This is a genomic window from Bradyrhizobium sp. Mp27 (genome assembly GCF_029953005.1).
GTDB lineage: Bacteria > Pseudomonadota > Alphaproteobacteria > Rhizobiales > Xanthobacteraceae > Bradyrhizobium > Bradyrhizobium barranii.
The window spans coordinates 229,252-247,950 of sequence record NZ_JASAUS010000001.1; the positions used below are offsets into that span (position 1 = coordinate 229,252).

General features: G+C 65.9%; 16 protein-coding genes. 1 reads left to right on the forward strand and 15 read right to left on the reverse strand.

What is annotated here, in order from left to right; all coding sequences use genetic code 11:
• Window positions 1–11: 11 nt before the first annotated feature.
• The 7 genes from QJT78_RS00920 to QJT78_RS00950 form a co-directional block, all read right to left on the reverse strand.
• Window positions 12–1,652, reverse strand: a complete 1,641-nt coding sequence (locus QJT78_RS00920; protein ID WP_028152520.1) for an amidase family protein — start codon at window positions 1,650–1,652, stop codon at window positions 12–14.
• A 260-nt stretch (window positions 1,653–1,912) separates the two neighbouring features.
• Complete coding sequence (locus QJT78_RS00925; RefSeq protein WP_038941905.1) at window positions 1,913–3,409, reverse strand: ABC transporter substrate-binding protein; 1,497 nt, start codon at window positions 3,407–3,409, stop codon at window positions 1,913–1,915.
• A 54-nt stretch (window positions 3,410–3,463) separates the two neighbouring features.
• Window positions 3,464–4,468 (reverse strand): oligopeptide/dipeptide ABC transporter ATP-binding protein, encoded by a 1,005-nt coding sequence (locus QJT78_RS00930; protein ID WP_028152522.1) that lies wholly within the window; start codon window positions 4,466–4,468, stop codon window positions 3,464–3,466.
• Entirely contained in the window at window positions 4,465–5,478 is a 1,014-nt protein-coding gene (locus tag QJT78_RS00935) for an ABC transporter ATP-binding protein (RefSeq protein ID WP_028152523.1), read from the reverse strand. Before QJT78_RS00935 ends, QJT78_RS00930 begins: the two co-directional genes overlap by 4 nt.
• A 2-nt stretch (window positions 5,479–5,480) precedes the next feature.
• Window positions 5,481–6,374, reverse strand: coding sequence for an ABC transporter permease (locus QJT78_RS00940; RefSeq protein WP_028152524.1), 894 nt, complete (start codon window positions 6,372–6,374; stop codon window positions 5,481–5,483).
• The gene (locus QJT78_RS00945) at window positions 6,371–7,321 is read right to left on the reverse strand and encodes an ABC transporter permease (RefSeq protein ID WP_038952516.1); all 951 of its coding nucleotides are present in this window, start codon (window positions 7,319–7,321) and stop codon (window positions 6,371–6,373) included. The genes QJT78_RS00940 and QJT78_RS00945 overlap by 4 nt, the downstream gene beginning before the upstream one ends.
• Window positions 7,322–7,405: 84 nt before the next feature.
• On the reverse strand, window positions 7,406–8,827 hold the full coding sequence (locus QJT78_RS00950; protein ID WP_038952515.1) for an amidase: 1,422 nt from the start codon (window positions 8,825–8,827) through the stop codon (window positions 7,406–7,408).
• Window positions 8,828–8,951: 124 nt separating this feature from the next.
• Here QJT78_RS00950 and QJT78_RS00955 point away from each other — a divergent pair, with 124 nt between their 5' ends.
• Entirely contained in the window at window positions 8,952–9,839 is an 888-nt protein-coding gene (locus tag QJT78_RS00955) for a LysR substrate-binding domain-containing protein (RefSeq protein ID WP_028152526.1), read from the forward strand.
• Window positions 9,840–9,851: 12 nt separating this feature from the next.
• On the opposite strand, the gene QJT78_RS00960 is transcribed toward QJT78_RS00955, so the two are convergent.
• The 8 genes from QJT78_RS00960 to QJT78_RS00995 form a co-directional block, all read right to left on the reverse strand.
• On the reverse strand, window positions 9,852–10,787 hold the full coding sequence (locus tag QJT78_RS00960; RefSeq protein WP_028152527.1) for a carbohydrate kinase: 936 nt from the start codon (window positions 10,785–10,787) through the stop codon (window positions 9,852–9,854).
• Between the two features lie 5 nt (window positions 10,788–10,792).
• Complete coding sequence (locus QJT78_RS00965; protein ID WP_038941909.1) at window positions 10,793–12,439, reverse strand: FGGY-family carbohydrate kinase; 1,647 nt, start codon at window positions 12,437–12,439, stop codon at window positions 10,793–10,795.
• 38 nt (window positions 12,440–12,477) lie between these two features.
• A complete protein-coding gene (locus QJT78_RS00970) occupies window positions 12,478–13,251 on the reverse strand; it encodes an SDR family oxidoreductase (RefSeq protein ID WP_028152529.1) in 774 nt (257 codons plus the stop codon).
• Window positions 13,252–13,291: 40 nt separating this feature from the next.
• A complete protein-coding gene (locus QJT78_RS00975; RefSeq protein WP_028152530.1) occupies window positions 13,292–14,299 on the reverse strand; it encodes an ABC transporter ATP-binding protein in 1,008 nt (335 codons plus the stop codon).
• A gap of 15 nt (window positions 14,300–14,314) precedes the next feature.
• Window positions 14,315–15,145, reverse strand: a complete 831-nt coding sequence (locus QJT78_RS00980) for a carbohydrate ABC transporter permease (protein WP_028152531.1) — start codon at window positions 15,143–15,145, stop codon at window positions 14,315–14,317.
• Window positions 15,146–15,148: 3 nt separating this feature from the next.
• Window positions 15,149–16,021: a sugar ABC transporter permease gene (locus QJT78_RS00985; RefSeq protein WP_028152532.1), complete on the reverse strand. Its 873-nt coding sequence runs from the start codon at window positions 16,019–16,021 to the stop codon at window positions 15,149–15,151.
• Between the two features lie 95 nt (window positions 16,022–16,116).
• Window positions 16,117–17,430, reverse strand: a complete 1,314-nt coding sequence (locus tag QJT78_RS00990) for a sugar ABC transporter substrate-binding protein (RefSeq protein WP_038941910.1) — start codon at window positions 17,428–17,430, stop codon at window positions 16,117–16,119.
• Between the two features lie 315 nt (window positions 17,431–17,745).
• Window positions 17,746–18,696 (reverse strand): sugar-binding domain-containing protein, encoded by a 951-nt coding sequence (locus QJT78_RS00995; protein WP_028152534.1) that lies wholly within the window; start codon window positions 18,694–18,696, stop codon window positions 17,746–17,748.
• Window positions 18,697–18,699 lie beyond the last annotated feature (3 nt).

Sequence of the window (18,699 nt, forward strand, 5' to 3'; positions counted from 1 at the left end):
CCCAGTGAAATCTAAAGCGCGGGCAAGCCGGGCGGCGGCTTGCGCATGTTGGTGGCCTGCTCATAGGCGTAGGCCAGACGCAGCAGCTGGTGCTCGCTCCAGGCACGGCCCGCGAAGGTGACGCCGAGCGGATAGTCGGGCGTGTCCTTGTCGTCTGCTCCCGAAATGAAACCGCCCGGCACGATGACGCTGGGATAGCCCGCCTTCGCTGATATCACGCAGCCTCCGCTGCCTGGAAACAGCACCGCGTCGAGCTTGTGCTGGTTCATGTAGGCGTCCATGCCGCGCGTCTTGGCGGAGAGCAGGTCCATGGCCCGCGCCGATTTGTACTCGCGCTCGCTGAGATCGCCTCTGGTCAGGTTGGCGGCGAGGAACAGGTCCTGGCCGAACCGCAGCGCCGTCTCCGCGTTCACCTCGTTGAAGGCCACGATGTCGGCCATGGTCTTCATCTCTGTGTTCGTCGCCCAATCCCTGAGGTAGAGGTTGAGATCGTGCTTCAGCTCGTAGAGGAAGACGATCGGCGGCGCCGCCAGATTACCCCTATTGCGACTCAGGGGATTGCGGTTGAGCACACTCATGCTCGTGCCCGGGCCGCCGATCCAGCCGAGTGTCGGCATGTTGGCGCGCACGATGATCGCGCCGAGATCCTCCAGCACCTTGATCGCGTCGGCCATCACCTTGGCCGACCTGGGCGGCAGCTTGCCGTAGTAGCGATCGTTCAGCGGATCGGCCGGGTCGCTCGGCACGCCGATGCGTGCGCCCCTCATCGCGTCGGTTGCAAGATCGGCGCTGTAGTCGACCGGCCGCCGCTGCCGCTCGGTCGCGGGGTCGAGTGGGTCTTCGGCCGCGAGCACGTTCAACAGCATCGCAGCGTCGCGCACCGTGCGCGTCATCGGTCCTGCGGTGTCCTGGCTGTGCGCGATCGGCACGATCCCGGCCCGACTGACCAGCCCAACGGTCGGCTTCACGGTGACGAGGCCGTTTTGGCTCGCGGGATACAGCAGCGAGCCGGACGTTTCGGTGCCGATCGAGGCTGCGCACAGGCCGGCCGCCACGGCGACGGCCGAGCCCGCGCTCGATCCGCCCGGCGGCACGACCGGGATGCCGCGATCATCCATCAGCGCCGGCGCATAAGGGTTCTTCACCTGACCGCCCAGAGAGGAATATCCCGCGGGCATGTCGGCCGCGAGAATGTTGGCGAACTCCGTCAGGTTCGCCTTGCCCAGGATCACCGCACCGGCCTTTCGCAGCAGCTTGACGACGGTCGCGTCTCTCCTGGCGCGCGCGCCCTCCAGCGCCAGCGAGCCCGCGGTCGTCGGCTGCTTGTCGCCGGTCGCGATGTTGTCCTTCACCAGGATCGGGATGCCCGCCAACGGCCGCCTGGCCGATGGTTTCGTGTCGTCGAGCTTGCCCGCGATCCCAAGCGCGTCGAGATTGAGCGCGCGCACGGAGTTGAGCGCGGGCCCGTTGCGGTCATAAGCTTCGATGCGCGCGAGGTAAGCTTTAGTCAGCGCCGTGGCAGTGACCTGCCCGCTGGCCAGCGCACGAGCGATATCGCTCATCGGCGCATTGTCGAGCTTCAGGGTGATCGGTGCTTCAGCGCTGACGACAGCCGCGGCGATGCCGGCATCGCGGCGGGATGGCTTCTTCATGGCGTGCCTCGCCTGACGGCGCGTCCCGAACCATGACGCCGCGATGATCGTATATTGCCGGTGTTTTGCCCGACGGGTCAACCGCATCGCGTGGCTCAGCAAGCCATCGAGCGGACCGTGCAAGCCATTGAAATATTTAAGCCCGGCTACTGTGCATGGGGTTGTTTTTCAGGTTTATGTTTGGGTTTCCCAAAAAGATTGACCTCTCCCCGATGGGGAGAGGTCAACGTTGCAGCAGGTTCGACTTGATCGAACGGCCCCTACTCCCAGGACCAGGTCGAGAAATCGTTCTCGTATTGCGGGACGTCCTTCCAGACGCCCTTCAGCTTCTTGTTGGTGATGGTGATGAGCTGCGGTTGGTACAGGAAGCCGGCGACCGCGTCGGTGGCCAGCATGCGCTGGGCATCGCCGAGCAGCTTAGCGCGGCCGGCTTCATCCGGCGTCGACACGATCTGCTTGTAGAGCGCGTTGAAGGCCTCGTTGTTGTAGCCGAGATAGTAGTCCGGCTCGGTGATCTTGACGAGGTCGAACGGCTCGACATGGCTGACGATGGTGAGGTCGAAATTGTGCGGACCATTGCCGGCGAACACCTGCGACAGCCACTGCCCCCATTCGACATTCTCGATCTTGGCGATGATGCCGACCTTGGCGAGCTGCGCCGCCAGGATCTCGCCGCCCTGCCGCGCATAGGACGGCGGCGGCAGCTTCAGCGACAGTTCGAGCGGCGTGGTGACGCCGGCTTCCGCCAGCAGCTTCTTGGCCTTCTCGGGATCGTAGGGGTTGATGCCGGAGGTGTCGACGAAGCCAAGCGCGCCCGGCACGTAGAAGCTGCCGATCGGCGTGCCGAAACCGTCAGCCGCGCCGTCGATCATCGCCTTGCGGTCGATCGCGGCGAGGATGGCACGGCGCACGCGGACGTCGTCGAGCGGCTTCTTGCGCTCGTTGATGCCGACGATGGTCTTGGCCCGGGAGCCGCCGACCATCACGTTGAAGCGCGGATCGGCCTTGAACTGTCCGATGGCGCGCGCTGCCGCAACGCGTGGGAACGCATCGACGTCGCCCGAGAGCAGCGCCGCGGTCTGCGCGGCCGGATCGGAGATGAAGCGGATCGTCACCTTCGAGAGCTTGATCGCGGCGGCGTTGCGATAGTCGGCCCATTTGTTCAGCGTGAGCGAGGACCCCTTGGCCCAGGCCCCCAACTGATAGGGCCCGGTCCCGACCGGCTGCGTGCCGTTGGTCGCAGCGCTCTTCGGCTCGACGATCGAGCCGCTCGCCTGCCCGAGCAGGAACGGCAGGTTCGGCTCGGAATATTTCACTGCGATCACGACCGTGTCGGCGTCGGGCGCGTCGACCTTCTCGAAGGCCTGGAACAGGCTCTTGTCCTTGTTGGTGCTGGTCGCGATCGCGTTGCGCTCGAACGAGAACTTCACCGCCGCGGAATCGAACGGCTCGCCGTTCTGGAATTTGACGCCCTTGCGCAGCTTGAACGTGTAGGTCTTCAGGTCGGGCGAGGCGGTCCAGCTCTCCGCCAGCAAGGGCGAGACGGAGCCGTCCTCGTTGATCTTGGTCAGCGTCTCATAGATGTTGTAGAGCGTCACTTCGGCGATCGCGGCCGCGGCGGCGATGGTGGGATCGAGCCCCGGCGGCTCCAGCGCCATCGCCATGACGACGCTGTCCTTCTTGCTCTGCGCCTGGACCGGCAGCGGTGCTGCGACAAGCGCGGCGGCAAATGCGACGATCGATAACTTCCTGAACATGCGTAACTCCCCGGCCTTCTCTTGTCTCAGCCTACGCCAATCCCATGGGGGACACTAACCTTCCATGACCGTGTGCGGCAATGCCATCACGGCCTCCGCCTTGTGGCAGGCGGCGAGATGGGCTTCGCCGGCCTTGCGTAGCAAGGGCGGAACCTCGCGGCAATGCTGGTCGGCCAGCGGACAGCGCGCGACATAGGGGCATCCGGCAGCGGCCGCCGATTGCGAGGCGATCGCCTGGGCCCCGCGCCGCCGCCGGCCCCCGCCGGCGCGTGCCCGCGGCACGGCGTCCAATAGCGCCCGCGTATAGGGATGGGCACAGCGCTCGAACAGGTCCTCCGGCCTGCCCTGCTCGACGATCCGGCCGAGATACATCACCGCGACCTCGTCGCAGAGATAGTCGACCACGGCCAGGTCATGGCTGATCAGGATGTAGCTCAGGCCGAACTGCTCCTGCAGATCCTGCATCAAATTGAGCACCTGCGCCTGCACGGAGACGTCGAGCGCGGAAACCGGCTCGTCGGCGACGATCAGCTTGGGCTGGGTGATCAGCGCGCGCGCGATCGCGATGCGCTGGCGCTGGCCGCCGGAAAATTCGTGCGGATATTTGTCCATGTCGGCATCGCGCAGGCCAACCTGCCGCAGCACCGCGGAGACGCGGGCGCGGAACGTGGTGCGGTCGGCATCTTCCAGCACGGTGAGCGGCTCGGCGACGATGCGCGCGATGGTCTGGCGCGGATCGAGCGACCCGTAAGGATCCTGGAACACCATCTGGAAATCGCGGCGCGCGCGGCGCAACTCGTCGGGCGAGATGCGGTTGAGATCGCGCCCGAGCAGTGCGACCTGCCCCGACGTCGGTCGCTCCAGCGCCATCACCACCCGCGCGAAGGTCGACTTGCCCGAACCGGACTCGCCGACAACGCCGAGGCTCTTGCCGGCATCGACCTGCACGCTGACGCCGTTGAGCGCGCGCACCTGGCCAGGCGGGCGGAACAGGCTTTCCCGCGGCAGCGTGTAGCGCTGCTCGAGATTTTTGACGTCGAGAAGCGGTGCTGCGGTCATGCGGGCAGCGCTCCGACATTCGCGGCCATGGAAACATCGGTGCGCACACAGCGCACGCCGTGACCGGGACCGACTTCGACCATCGGCGGCAGCGCCACGCGGCACTTGTCCTCGACCAGCGGGCAGCGGTCGCCGAATGTGCAGCCGGCAGGCAAATCCGCAAGTTCGGGCACCGTGCCCGAGATCGTCGTCAGCCGCGTCCCCTTGCGCGCGCCGAGCTTCGGCCGGGCGCGGAACAGGCCCTGCGTATAGGGATGGCCCATGCGGCGGAACACCTCGTCGGTCGGCCCGCTCTCGACGACCGTGCCGCCATACATCACCATCATGCGCTGCACGTTCTCGGCGATGACGCCGAGATCGTGCGAGATCAGGATCATCGACATGCCGCGCTCCTCGACGAGATCGGCGATCAGGTCGAGGATCTGGCCCTGGATGGTGACGTCGAGCGCCGTGGTCGGCTCGTCCGCGATCAGGAGGTCGGGCTCGCAGGCCAGCGCCATCGCGATGGTGACGCGCTGGCGCTGACCGCCGGAGAACTGATGCGGATAGGCGTCGATCCGCCTTGCGGGATCGGGCAATCCGACACGGTCGAGCAAGGCGATCGCTTCTTTGCGCGCCTGCGCCGCCGAATACTTCTTGTGACGCCGCAGCGGCTCGGCGACCTGATGGCCGATCGTGTGCATCGGGTTGAGCGCCGTCATCGGCTCCTGGAAGATCATGCTGATGCGATTTCCGCGCAGCTTGCAATAATCCGCATCCGACAGACCGGCGAGCTCGCTGCCATCGAGCTTGATACTGCCGGTCACGACAGCACTGTCCGGCAAGAGGCCCATCAGCGACAGCGCCGTCACCGACTTTCCGCAGCCGGATTCGCCGACGAGACCCAGCGTCTCGCCGCGCTTGAGGGTGAAGCTGACACCGCGCACGGCCTGTGCCGGTCCGCGGCTGGTGTTGAGGCGAACGCCGAGATTGGCGACCTCGATCAGCGGCAGGGTTGAGCGCTCCCCCATCGTCATCGCTCCCGCGCCAGTCGCGGATCGAGCAGATCGCGCAGTCCGTCGCCGAGCAGATTGAGCCCGAGCACCGCGATGGCGATCGCCGCGCCCGGATAGACCGCGAGCATCGGCGACTGGAACAGCAGCGTCTGCGCATCGTTCAGCATCCGTCCCCAGGACGGCTGCGGCGGCTGCGTGCCGAGGCCGAGATAGGACAGCGCGGCTTCGGCCAGGATCGCGAGCGCGAACTGAATGGTGACCTGCACGATCAGGATCGACAGGATATTCGGCAGCACATGCTCGATAGTGATGCGGAATTTGCCCTTCCCCGAGGCGCGCGCCGCCAGCACGAATTCGCGCGCCCAGATCGCGTTGGCCGACCCGCGCGTCAGCCGGGTCAGCGTCGGGATCTGGAAGATGCCGATCGCGATGATCGAGGTCACCATGCCCGGCCCGACGACGGCGGCGAGCATGATCGCGGAGAGCACCGCCGGAAAGGCGAAGGTGAAATCGGAGAAGCGCATGATGATCTCTTCGGTCCAGCCGCGCTTGGCCGACGCGATCAGGCCGAGGCAGACACCGAAGGTGAGACCGATGCTCACGGCGATGATGCCGACCAGAATGGTCGAGCGCGCGCCCGCGAGCAGCAGCGAGACGATGTCGCGGCCGAAGGAATCGGTGCCGAGCCAGTGCGCCGCCGACGGCGGCCGGAGTTTCGAGGCGATGTCGATCTCGTAGGGCGACCACGGCGTCCACACCAGCGACAGCAGCGCCGAGGCGAGTACCAGCAGGCTCAGCACTCCGCCCAGCACAAAGCTGCGGTGACGCAGCGCGCGGGCCCAGAAGGTGCGGGCCGGCAGCGGACGCGTTGCGATCGGGGCGTCGACCGAAGTGGTCAGAGGCGCGCTCACAAATCGTGGACCTTGATGCGGGGATCGATGAAGGCGTAGAGTACGTCGACCACGAAATTCACGATGACGACCATGGCCGCAAGCAGCATCACGCAATTGCGCACCACGATCAGGTCGCGGTTGGCGATCGACTGGAAGATCAGGCGGCCGAGGCCTGGCAGGTAGAAAACGTTCTCGATCACGATGGTGCCGGCGAGCAGATTGGCGAATTGCAGCCCCATCACCGTCATCACGGGGATCATGGCGTTGCGCAGCACGTGGCTCCACAGCACCTCGCGCTTGCCGAGACCCTTCGCGCGCGCCGTGCGGACGAAGTCTTCGCGCAGCACTTCGAGCACGGCCGAGCGCGTGACGCGCGCGAGAATCGCGGCCTGCACCACCGCGAGCGAGATCGCCGGCAGCAGCAGCGACTTGATGCCGAGCCAGATGCCATCCTCCCAGCCGGGAAAGCCGCCTGCGGAGAGCCATTGCAGCCGCACCGAGAACAGCAGGACCAGGAGGATCGCGAACCAGAAGTTCGGCAGCGCGATGCCCACTTGCGTCAACGACATCACGCCGACGTCGCCGAGCTTGTTGTGGTTGGCCGCGGTGTAGATGCCGGCCGAGAGCGCCAGCGTCACCGTGATCAGCATCGACATAATCGCGAGCGGAACGGTCAGCACCAGCCGCTCCGCGATCAGGCTCGCGACCGGCGTACCGTAGACATAGCTGTTGCCGAGATCGCCGACGAAGAGGCCCTTGATCCATTGCAAATAGCGAACCGCCAGCGGCTGGTCGAGCCCGAGCTTGACGGTGAGCGCGCGCACCGCGTCGGCCGAGGCATCGGCGCCCATCAGCATCTGCGCCGCGTTGCCCGGAAGAGCGTCCAGCACCAGGAAAATGATCACGGATGCGCCGACCAGCGTCGCCAGCAAGGTCAGCAGACGTCGAAGAAAGAATACGCTCATGCGCGCTCGGCTTCAGGGCTCATCCGCCGCACGATCAACATGTCCGGGCGCCGGAGGCAAGTCCTTTGCGGCATGTGTCTCACCTCAGCCGGGCCGGCGGGACAGAAGATCGTGCGAGGCCTCGAACAGCGCGCTCACCCGCAGCAATTCGGCATCGGCGCGGAAGCGCCCGATGAGCTGAAGCCCGATCGGCAGGCCGTCACGGCCGAAGCCGCAGGGCAGACTGATCGCGGGGTGTCCGGTCATATTGAATGGCATGGTCCAGGGGAACCAGTGCGGCCGGACGCTGTCGAAATGCTTGCCGTCGATCTCGATGGTGCCGAACAGGTCCTGGTCGATCGGCAGCGCGGTGCGGGTAAGGGTCGGCATCGCCAAGAGGTGCCCGCGCGCAAGCAGGGATTGCACGCGGCGGAACAGCGCGGTACGCGCGAACATCGCCTCCTGATAGGCGACGCCGCTGACATTGGTCGCGAGCGCGACCTGCTTGACGAAGGCCTCGCTGAGGACGTCGCCATGCTCGGCCACCAGCTTCGCGAAACGCGTGCGCCAGACGGTGTGGTTGATGGCGCGCCAGATCGGCTCGATGTCAAACCCCTCGCCGGAGAACTCCTCGAGCTCGGCACCGAGACCGGCCAGCCGGTCGAGGCTCGCCTTGAAGCTGGCAGCGACATCTGACGACACCGGGCGGCCGGGCGGCGACGCACAGAACAGGATCCTTTGCCCGCGCAGATCGCCGCGCGGCAAGGCGGTGCCGATGAAATCGGGCACGGGCACGCCGATCGACCAGGGATCGCAGGAATCCTCGCCGGCCATCGCCTGCATCATCAGCGCGGTGTCTGCGACCGTGCGCGTCGTCGGCGTGACATAGGTCTGATTGCCGAAGGCGTCGAGCGCCTGGCTGTGTGCGATCACCCCGTTGCTCTGCTTCAGCCCGACCACGCCATTGCAGGCGGCGGGAATTCGCGTCGATCCGCCGCCATCGGTCGCAATCGCGAGCGGCGCGATGCCGCTCGCCACCGCCACGGCCGCGCCGCCACTGGAGCCACCGGAGGACCGCTCCGCACTCCACGCATTGCGGGTGCGGCCGAACAAGGGCGAGTCGGTCAGGCACTTGCTGCCGAATTCGGGCGTCGTGGTCTTGCCGATCAGGATCGCGCCTTCCGCGCGGAGCTTTGCAACCGCGACGGCATCCTCGCTCGGCACGTTGTCTTTGTAGGGAACGGCGCCGAACGTGGTCTTCACGCCGCTGGTGTTGACGATGTCCTTGACGGTGACGGGAAGGCCATGCAGCAGGCCAAGCGGCTCGCCGGCCATCATTTTGCGCTCGGCCTTGCGTGCCGCCGCCATCGCCTCGTCGCCGCAGAGCGTAATGAAACAGTTCAGCTCGGGCTGAAGCGCCTCGGCGCGCGCGAGCACGGCGCGGGTGACTTCGACAGGCGAAATCTTCTTCGTGGCAACGAGGCCGCGCAGCTCGGTTGCGGACAGCAGGCAGGGATCGCCGTTCATCGTCAAATCATCGCTCCGGAGCCGGCCCTCGTTGGCCGATGGCATTGACAGCGAGAATGACACTTCTGTTAACTCAGCGTCCAATACCATTTTGATGGTCAACCCATACGTTTTCGGTATGCCAATGGATCTTCACCGGCTTCGCTATTTCGTCGCCGTGGCCGAGGCGCGCAGCGTCGGCAAGGCCGCCGAACGGCTGCGGATGGCGCAGCCGCCGTTGTCGGTCCAGATCCGCAAGTTAGAGGCCGAGGTTGGCGCGCCGCTGTTCCGCCGCGGCACGCGCGGCATGGACCTGACGGAAGCGGGCCAGGCCCTGCTGGTGCGCGCCGGCGAGGCGCTGGCGCTTGCAGCCGACGGGGTGGAAGCCGCGCGCGCGGTCGCGGCCGGGAGCCGCGGGCGGATTTCGGTCGGATACATGTTCGTGCTGGCGAACGCGATGCTGCCGCGCCTGATCCCCGAGCTGCGACGATCCATTCCCGGCGTCGACCTCGACTTCGCCGAGCTCAGCGCCTCGACGCGCGAGGCGCGGCTGCTCGACCGCAGCGTCACCGTCGCGCTGTGCATGCCGGCGATCCACCATCCCGAGATCCAGGTGGCGCGGATTGGCGCGCAGCCGTTCATGCTGGCGATGCCGAAGCGTTCGCCGCTTGCGCGCCTGAGCGCCGTGCCGATGGCGCGACTGCAGGGCCGCCCGCTGATCGCGCTGCCGCCGCCGGAGCAAGACCCCGCCTCCTCCGCGGTCGCAGCCCTGCTGCGGCGGCATCAGATCGTAATGCCGATCGCGAGCCGGGTGGAGACGTTGCATTCGGCGATGAGCCTCGTTCTCGCCGGTGAAGGCCTTGCGATCCTGCCGGCCTGCGCAAAACTCGGCGCGCCGCAGGGCATCGTGTTCAGGCCGCTGCGAGATGCCGCCGACTCCATCGATATTGCCGTGTGCTGGCGGCGGGATTCGCAGAGCCCGCTGATCCGCACCTTCCTCAAATGCGCCGAGAAGGTCGTGGCACGGCTGTGATGCGCAGCCGCGCTAGACGCCCCACGTGACTTCATGGCTCCACGGCGGATCGGCACCCGGGCGGGTACAGGTCAGGCCGGCGCATTTGGCGGCAAAGGACAGCGCGCGGCGGAGCTCGTCCGCGCTGATGTCTTTCAGCTGCTGCCGGCTGATGCGGCCCTGCTTGTGCAGGGCGAACAGGAGCGCAGCCTGAAAACTGTCGCCGGCGCCGATGGTGTCGGCGATCTCGACCTTCGGCGCCTGAACTTCGATCTGCCCTGCTCCCGCGTGCCAGGCAATGGCCCCGTTGTTGCCGCGGGTGATGACGACGAGGCTCGTGCCCTGCCCCAGCAACGCGTTCGCGCGCTGCTCGTAGGGCTCCTCGCCGAAGAGATACGCGAAATCGACATCCGACATCTTGATGAGATCGGCGTGGCCTGCGAACTCGGCCATGCGCGCGAGATAGGCCGGCTTGTTCTTGACCAGATTTGGCCTGCAGTTCGGATCGAAGGAGATCGTCGACGACGCGCGCGCGTCCGCGATCAGGGCTTTCGTCTCGGCCGCGCCCTGGTCGTTCACCAGCGTGGTCGAGCCGACATGAACGGCCTCGATATTCGCGAACGGAACTGCGCCGCGCCGGTAGGTCCAGTTCCGTGTCGCGGTTTCGGCATCGTAGAAGGCGTAGTGCGACTCGCCCGCGACGATGCGCACGAAGGCGAGCGTGGTCTGGTGATCGCTGCGGGTGGCCAGCCCCAGCTCGACGTTCGACGCCGTCGCATGATCTGCGATCATTCGTCCGAACATGTCGGTCGAGACGCCGCCGACAAATCCTGTCGGCGCGCCCAGCCGCGCCATGCCGATCGCGACGTTGAGGCAGGAGCCGCCGACCGCAGGCATCACCGCCTCTCGCCCCTCGGTGTTTCGCGTCGGGACGAAATCGATCAGCGCATCGCCGCAGGCAATCAACATCCGCTTCAATCTCCGTCACCCTCGCGCATCGCTTTACGGCTGCCGCGATCGACCTCGCGCAGCAGCTTGTAGACCTCGCGCTTGCGGGCATGAAACGCGGCCATGCCGGGCGCGGTCGGCTCGCTCTTCCGTCCCAGCGCCGACATCTTCGCCATGGTCTCGCCGATCGAGGCATAGGCGCCGCCGGCCACCGCGCCGAGCATCGCAGCGCCCAGCAGCACGGGCTCTTTCGTTTGCGGCAGCGCAACGGTGAGACCGGTGGTATCCGCCATGATCTGCCGCACCAGCGGGCTGCGGCTCGCGCCGCCGCCCATGATCATGATGCTGGAATGGACGCCATGCGCGGCAAAGGCCTCGATCACCTCGGCAAGTCCATATGCCAGACCGCAGAGGCCGGCGACGAACAGCCGCTCCATCGCACCAACGTCGCTGTCGAGATCGAGGCCCGCGATCACCGCGCGGGTGTCGGGGTCGGCGTAGGGCGAGCGGTTGCCGATGAATTCGGGAAGCACATGGACGTCGCGGGCGAGCAGCGCGGCGCGGCTGGCGTCACCGGCGCGCGCGATGATGCGCCGCTCGAGGTACTCGATGAGGTCGACGCCCTCGCTCAGCGCCGCCGCGCTCGCCTCGGCATGGCCGGGATGCGACTTGAGGAGATGGTCGATCGCCGCGCCCGCAGCCGACTGGCCGCCCTCGTTGAGCCAGAAGTCCGGCACCATGCCGGAATAATAAGGGCCCCATACGCCGGGCACGAAGCACGGCTCCTTCGTCGTCGCCATGATGCAGGCCGACGTCCCCATGATGTAGGCGAGGCGGTCGCTGACATCGCTCGTTCCGCCCGATCCGTCGCGCCCGCCGATCGCGCCGATGCCGCCGGCATGGGCATCGATCAGCGAGGCGCCGATCGGCGTGCCCGGCGACAGGCCGAGCTCCGCAGCCGCAGTTCGGGTGAGGCCTTCGCCGAGCCGCGTGCCGGGCGCGACGATCTCGGTGCCGATGCGGGCGTATTTCTCGCTGACGAAATCGGAGAGGCCGATGCGCTTGAAGAACGGCGCGCTCCAGCCGCCGCCGTCGTGTGCGAGGTAGTTCCACTTGCAGGTGACCGTGCAGGTCGAGCGCTGCAGCGACCCGGTCGCGCGCCAGGTCAGATAATCTGCCAGATCGAAGAAATCACCGGCGGCATCGAAGCTCGCGCGCATGTGCCGCTTCAGCCAAAGCAACTTCGGCATCTCCATCTCGGGCGAGATCGAACCGCCGACATAACGCAGCACCGCGTCCCCGGTCTCATTGATCAGCCGTGCCTCGGCCGTGGCGCGATGGTCCATCCAGACGATGACATTGCGCTGGCGGTCGCCGGAGGCACTGACGGTGACCGGCTCGCCTTGCCGATCGAGGACGACCAGCGAACAGGTGGCGTCGAAACCGATGCCGCCGACACTGTCGGGCGCGATGGCAGCTTCCGCCATCGCCGCTCGCACTGACTTGGCGCAGGCGTCCCAGATGTCGGACGACGATTGCTCGACGATGTCGCCGGCCTCGTGCCAGATCCTGATCGGGTGCTTGGCGGTGGCAACGAGGGTGCCGGCCTCGTCAAACACCCCTGCCCGCGTGCTCGTGGTCCCCACGTCGACGCCAATATACGCTCGCGGCATTGTCGCTCCCGGTCGCTCTCGTCAGTTTTGACGCAAGCCTACCAGCAAGTGTAGCCGCCATCCACCAGCACGATGCTGCCGGTCATCAGGCTCGCAGCCTCCGAGGCCAGGAACAGCACGACGGAGGCGATCTCCTCGACCTGCCCCATCCGCGCCATCGGGGTTCCGCCGATCCAGGCGTCATACATTTTCGGGGTGCTTTTCACGAAAGCATTGAGCGGCGTGTCGATATAGGTCGGCGCCACCGCGTTGACGCGGATGCCGCGCGCGCCCCATTCGGCGGCCAGCGACTTGGTCAAATGGTGCACGCCGGCCTTGGAGGCGTTGTAGAAGCACTGCTCCTGCGGCTTGTTGACGATGAAGCCCGACATCGAGCCGACATTGACGATGGCGCCGCTCCTGGCCTTCAGCATGTGCTTGCCGAACTCGCGGCAGCACCAGAAGGTGCCGTTGAGATTGACGTCGATGACGTTGAGCCAGTGCTCGTCGGTGACGGTCTCGGCCGGCGTCTCGCTGCGGGCGATGCCGGCATTGTTGACGAGGATGTCGACCTTGCCGTGGCGGGCGACGAGGTCGGCCGCGACCTCCGCCACGCGCTTCGTGTCGGTGACGTCCATGATCGCCGTCTCGATGTCAAAGCCCTTCGCCTTCAGGCTGGCCTTCGCGCTGTCGGCAACCTTGCTGTCGCGGTCGCCGATGATGACCTTCGCGCCGGCTTCGGCCAGCGCTTCCGCGCAGGCGAGGCCAATGCCTTGCCCGCCGCCGGTGATGAACGCGGTCTTGCCGCTCAGCTTGAATTTTTCGAGATACATGGTGGTCTTTCCGTTTCTTGCCGTCTCTTGCCGTTTCTTGTCAGCCCCGAAGCGCGTTGCCGCTGTCGTCGAAGCGATGGATGCGCGCGGGATCCGGCACCAGCGACACGTGGTCGCCGGCATGCAGGCTCAATTCGCCGATGTAGCGCGCCGTCAGCATGCCGAGCGGTCCGGCATCGACATAAAGGAAGGTGTCGCTGCCCAGATGCTCGGCGACCGCGATCGTTCCCTGCCAGCCGCCGGCGCCGTCGCGCTCGATCTTGAGATGCTCCGGCCGCACGCCGATCGTCGCCGCGCCCTTCTGCAAGGCGTGCTCGCCAGTGACGAAGTTCATCTTCGGCGAGCCGATGAAGCCGGCGACGAAGAGATTGGCGGGCCGCTCATAGAGTTCCAGCGGCGAACCATATTGCTCGATCTTGCCGCCGTTGAGCACGACGATCTTGTCGGCCATGGTCATGGCCTCGACCTGATCGTGGGTGACGTAGATCGCGGTGGTGCCGAGCTGCTTCTGGAGCCGCGTGACTTCTATCCGCATCTGCACCCGCAAGGCCGCATCCAAATTGGACAGCGGCTCGTCGAACAGGAACGCTTTGGGCTCGCGGACGATGGCGCGGCCGATCGCGACCCGCTGGCGCTGGCCGCCGGAGAGCTCGCGCGGCTTGCGGTCGAGATAAGGCGAGAGATTCAATGTCGCTGCGGCGGCCTCGACCTTGCGGTTGATCTCGTCCTTGGCCAGGCCCGCCATCTTCAGGCCGAAGCCGATATTGCCGCGCACGCTCATGTGCGGATAGAGCGCATAGGACTGAAACACCATCGACAGCCCGCGCTTGGCCGGCGGCGTGTCGACCACGTTCTTGCCGTCGATCAGGATCTTGCCGCCTGAGACGTCTTCGAGCCCGGCGATCAACCGCAGCAGCGTGGTCTTGCCGCAGCCTGAGGGACCGACGAACACCACGAAGGAGCCGTCGGCGATGTCGAGATCGGCGCCCTTGATGATGTGCACGGGGCCGAACGATTTCTGCACGTCCTGAAGTGTGATCTGACCCATGATCCGCCGGCCCCTTTACTTCACCGCGCCGAAAGTGAGCCCGCGTACGAGCTGCTTCTGGCTGAACCAACCGAGGACGAGAATGGGCGCGATCGCCAGCGTCGAGGCCGCCGACAGCTTTGCCCAGAACAGCCCTTCCGGGCTCGAATAGGAGGCGATGAACGTTGTGAGAGGTGCGGCGTTCGACGTTGAAAGGTTCAGCGTCCAGAACGCCTCGTTCCAAGCCAGAATCAGATTGAGCAGCATGGTCGACGCCAGCCCCGGGATCGCCATTGGCGTCAGGACGTAGATGAGCTCGCGCCCGATGGTGGCGCCATCCATGCGCGCGGCTTCGAGGATGTCGCGCGGAATCTCCTTGAAATAGGTGAACAGCATCCAGATCACGATCGGCAGATTGCCGAGGCAGAGGATGAAGACGAGGCCGATACGGGAATCGAGCAGGCCGAAGGTCTTGAAGATCAAATAGATCGGCACCAGCACGCCGACCGGCGGCATCATCTTGGTCGAGAGCATCCAGAGCAGGATGTCCTTGGTGCGCTTGGTCGGCGAGAATGCCATCGACCAGGCCGCGGGGATCGCGATCAGCATCGCAATGAGCGTCGAGCCGCCGGCGATGATGATCGAGTTCAGCGCGTGGTGGAAATAGTCGCTGCGCTCCTGCACGGTCGCGTAATTTTCCATGGTCCAGTGGAAGAACAGGAAGGACGGGGGAATGGCGAAGGCCTCTAACTCGGTCTTGAAGCTCGCCAGCACCATCCAGAGGATCGGGAAGAAGATCAGGAAGCCAAAGAACCACGCCCCGATCGTCGAAACCACCACCCGCTGCGTCGTCGCCATCCGCGCCATTTTTCATGCCTCCAGATTGCGGCCGACGATGCGGACGAGGAAGAAAGCGACGACGTTGGCGATCACGACGGCAACGAGGCCGCCTGCGGAGGCGCTGCCGACGTCGAACTGGATCAGCGCCTGCGAATAGATCAGGAAGGCGATGTTGGTGGTTTGCAGGCCCGGTCCGCCGCCGGTAGTGACGAAGATCTCCGCGAACACCGTGAGCAGGAAGATGGTCTCGATCAGGATCACCACGGTGATGGGCCGCGCCAGGTGCGGCAGCGTGATGTAGATGAAGGTCGAGACGGCGCTGGCGCCGTCCATCTCGGCGGCCTCCTTCTGCTCCTCGTCGAGCGATTGCAGCGCGGTCAGCAGGATCAGGGTCGCGAAGGGCAGCCATTGCCAGGCGACGATCAGGATCACCGCGAGCAGCGGCGCGTCGGTGAACCAGTCGATCGGCGTCAATCCGACCAGCTTGGCGAGCCAGGCGAACAGGCCGGAGACCGGGTGCATCAAGAGATTCTTCCAGACCAGCGCGCTCACCGTCGGCATCACGAAGAACGGCGCGATCACCATCAGCCGCACGATGTTGCGGCCGATCACGGGCTGGTCCATCAGCAGCGCCAGGGGGATGCCGAGCAGGATCGTCAGCGCCAGCACCGAGCCGACCAGCACCAGCGTGTTCTGGAGCGAGGCGAGGAAGGCGGGGTCGGTGAGGAAGTAGCGGAAATTCTCCAGGCCGACGAACGCCTCGGAGCCGGGATCGAGCAGGCTGTAGCGCAGGGTCGAGAAATAGATCGTCAGCGCCAACGGAACGATCATCCAGATGAAGAGCAGCCCGACCGCAGGCGTCAGGAGCGAGCGCGCAAGAAACTGCGTCTGCCGGGTTGCCATCCTTGGCGTCTCCGCTCAGAGGAAGAAGGCGGCCATCCATTCGGGGCTGGTTGGTGGATGGCCGCCAGTTTGAGCTCAGGAGGGAGAGCTCGGGTTCACTTGATGTAGCCGGCGCGCTTCATCTCGCGCTCGGTGGCGGACTGCGCCGCGGTAAGCGCGGCATCGACCGTCATCGATCCCGCGAGCGCGGCGGAGAATTGCTGGCCCACCTGGGTGCCGATGCCCTGAAATTCGGGGATCGCGGCGTATTGCACGCCGACGTAAGGCACCGGCTTCACGGTGGGCTTGTTCGGGTCGGCAGCATCGATCGAGGCCAGCGTCAGCTTCGCGAACGGCGCGACTTTCAGATAGTCCTCGTTCTGGTAGAGCGAGGTCCGCGTGCCCGGCGGCACGTTGGCCCAGCCCTCCTTCGACGCCACGAGTTTTGTGTAATCCTTGCCCGTCGCCCAGGCGATGAACTTTTCGGCGGCCTCCGTCTTCTTGGAGCCGGCGGGGATCGCGAGGCTCCAGGCCCACAGCCAGTTGGCATTCTTGCCGAGCCCGGTGTTGGGCGCGAGCGCAAAACCGACCTTGTCGGCGACCTTGGACTCCTTCGGATTGGTGACGAACGACGCCGCCACTGTCGCGTCGATCCACATCGCGCACTTGCCGGCGTTGAACAGCGCCAGATTCTCGTTGAAGCCGTTCGAGCTCGCGCCGGGCGGGCCGGCCTCCTTCATCAGATTGACGTAGGTCGTGAGCGTCGTCTTCCATTCCGGCGTGTTGAACTGCGGCTCCCACTTCTCGTCGAACCAGCGCGCGCCGTAGGAATTGGCCATGGCCGACAGGAACGCCATGTTCTCGCCCCACCCGGCCTTGCCGCGGAGACAGATGCCGTAGGTACCGGCGCTCTTGTCCGTGAGCTTCTTGGCGGCATCGATGACGAAATCCCAGGTCGGCTTTTCCGGCATCTTCAGACCGGCCTTCTCGAACAAGTCGGTGCGATACATCACCATCGAGCTCTCGCCATAGAACGGCGCGGCGTAGAGCTTGCCGTCGACGGAGACCGCGTCCTTGATCTTGGGCAGCAGGTCGGCGATGTCGTAGTCCGCGCCGAGATTGGCAAGCGGCACCAGCCAGCCTTTCTTGGCCCAGATCGGCACCTCATAGGTGCCGATGGTCAAAACGTCGAACTGGCCGCCCTTGGTGGCGATGTCCGTGGTGACGCGCTGGCGCAGCACGTTCTCCTCCAGCGTCACCCATTTGACGGTGATGTCTGGATTTTTCTTGGTGAATTCGCTGGTCAGCCCCTGCATGCGGATCATGTCGCCATTGTTGACGGTGGCGATGGTCAGGGTCGTTTCGGCCATCACAGGGACGGCCAGCAACAGGCAAGACGCGCCGCAGACGGCGCCGAGGACGTGTTTCACGGTGACCTCCCTAGGATCGCGCTTCTGAGCATATGCCCACGCGTTGGGCGTATGTTCGGCCGAGGTGCAGCGCTTGTCAAGCAGGCGCGCGGACGTTCCCGCAACTTATGAGTGCTGCGGTGCGGGAGGGGATGAAGATGTTGCCTCGCCCACGGCTGTCATGCCCCGCGAAAGCGGGGCATCCAGTACTCCGTGTCGTCTATTGGTTTGCCCCAAGAGGAGCCGCGGCGTACTGGATCGCCCGCCTTCGCGGACGATGACAGTGTCGGGGGTGGTGAGACCGTCAGCCTCGCTGACGCTGGAAACGCGCCCGCCCTACCGCTCCAAAATCGCCCTTGCCGTCGCCTCGTCCGTGATCAGGCCGTTGATCAGGCGCCCGTTCAGCGCGGCCGCGATCGCCGGCACCTTGGCCGCACCGACCGCGGCGCCGATCGTGGTGGTCTTGGCCGGCACCTCCGGCGGAATGCTGGTGAGGCGCTTGTTGGTGCCGGCCTTGAGCAGGCGGCCCTTGGAATCATAGGCCCAGCCGGTGATTTCGCCGATCGCACCCTGCCGCATCATCTCGAACAATTCGTCGCGGGTGACGAAGCCGTCGATGTGGATTTGCGCCTTCTGGTCCATCTGACCGATGCCAACGAGGCGCAAGTCCGCCTTGGCGGCGACCGCCTTGACCTTCGCGATCGGCTCGATCCGCACCATCTTGTTGCGCTCGTCCTCCGACGACATCAGGAACGGCAGCGGCATCGGATAGTGCCGCGCACCGGTGCGGTCGGCGAGCCGGCCGACGGTGTCGTAGAAGCTCGCAGAACCGTCGGCGGAGATGTTGCCGACCAGCGAGACGATCTGGTGGTTGGGCCGGTCGATCGGCGTCACGCGCTCGACCGCGGCGCGCACCGCCCGCCCCGTGCCGAGCGCGACGATGACGGGCGTTTCCGAACGCAACGTCGAATCCAGCAGATTGGCGCAGCGTTCGGCGATGCCCGCCGTGGCCTGCGGCGCGGCAGGATCGGCCGGCACCACCTCGCAATGGCTGAGGTCGAAGCGCGCCTTCAGGCGTGCCGCCAGTTCCATGCAGGCGGCGATGGGATGTTCGAGACGGAAGGTGATGAGACGCTCGGCCAGGCACAGCGAGACCAGCCGCTGCGCGGAGGCCCGCGAGACCTGGAGCATCTTTGCGATCTCGTCCTGGGTGTGACCGGCAATGAAATAGAGCCAGCCGGCACGCGCGGCATCGTCGAGCCTGGACTTTTCGTTCTCGACGGCCATGGC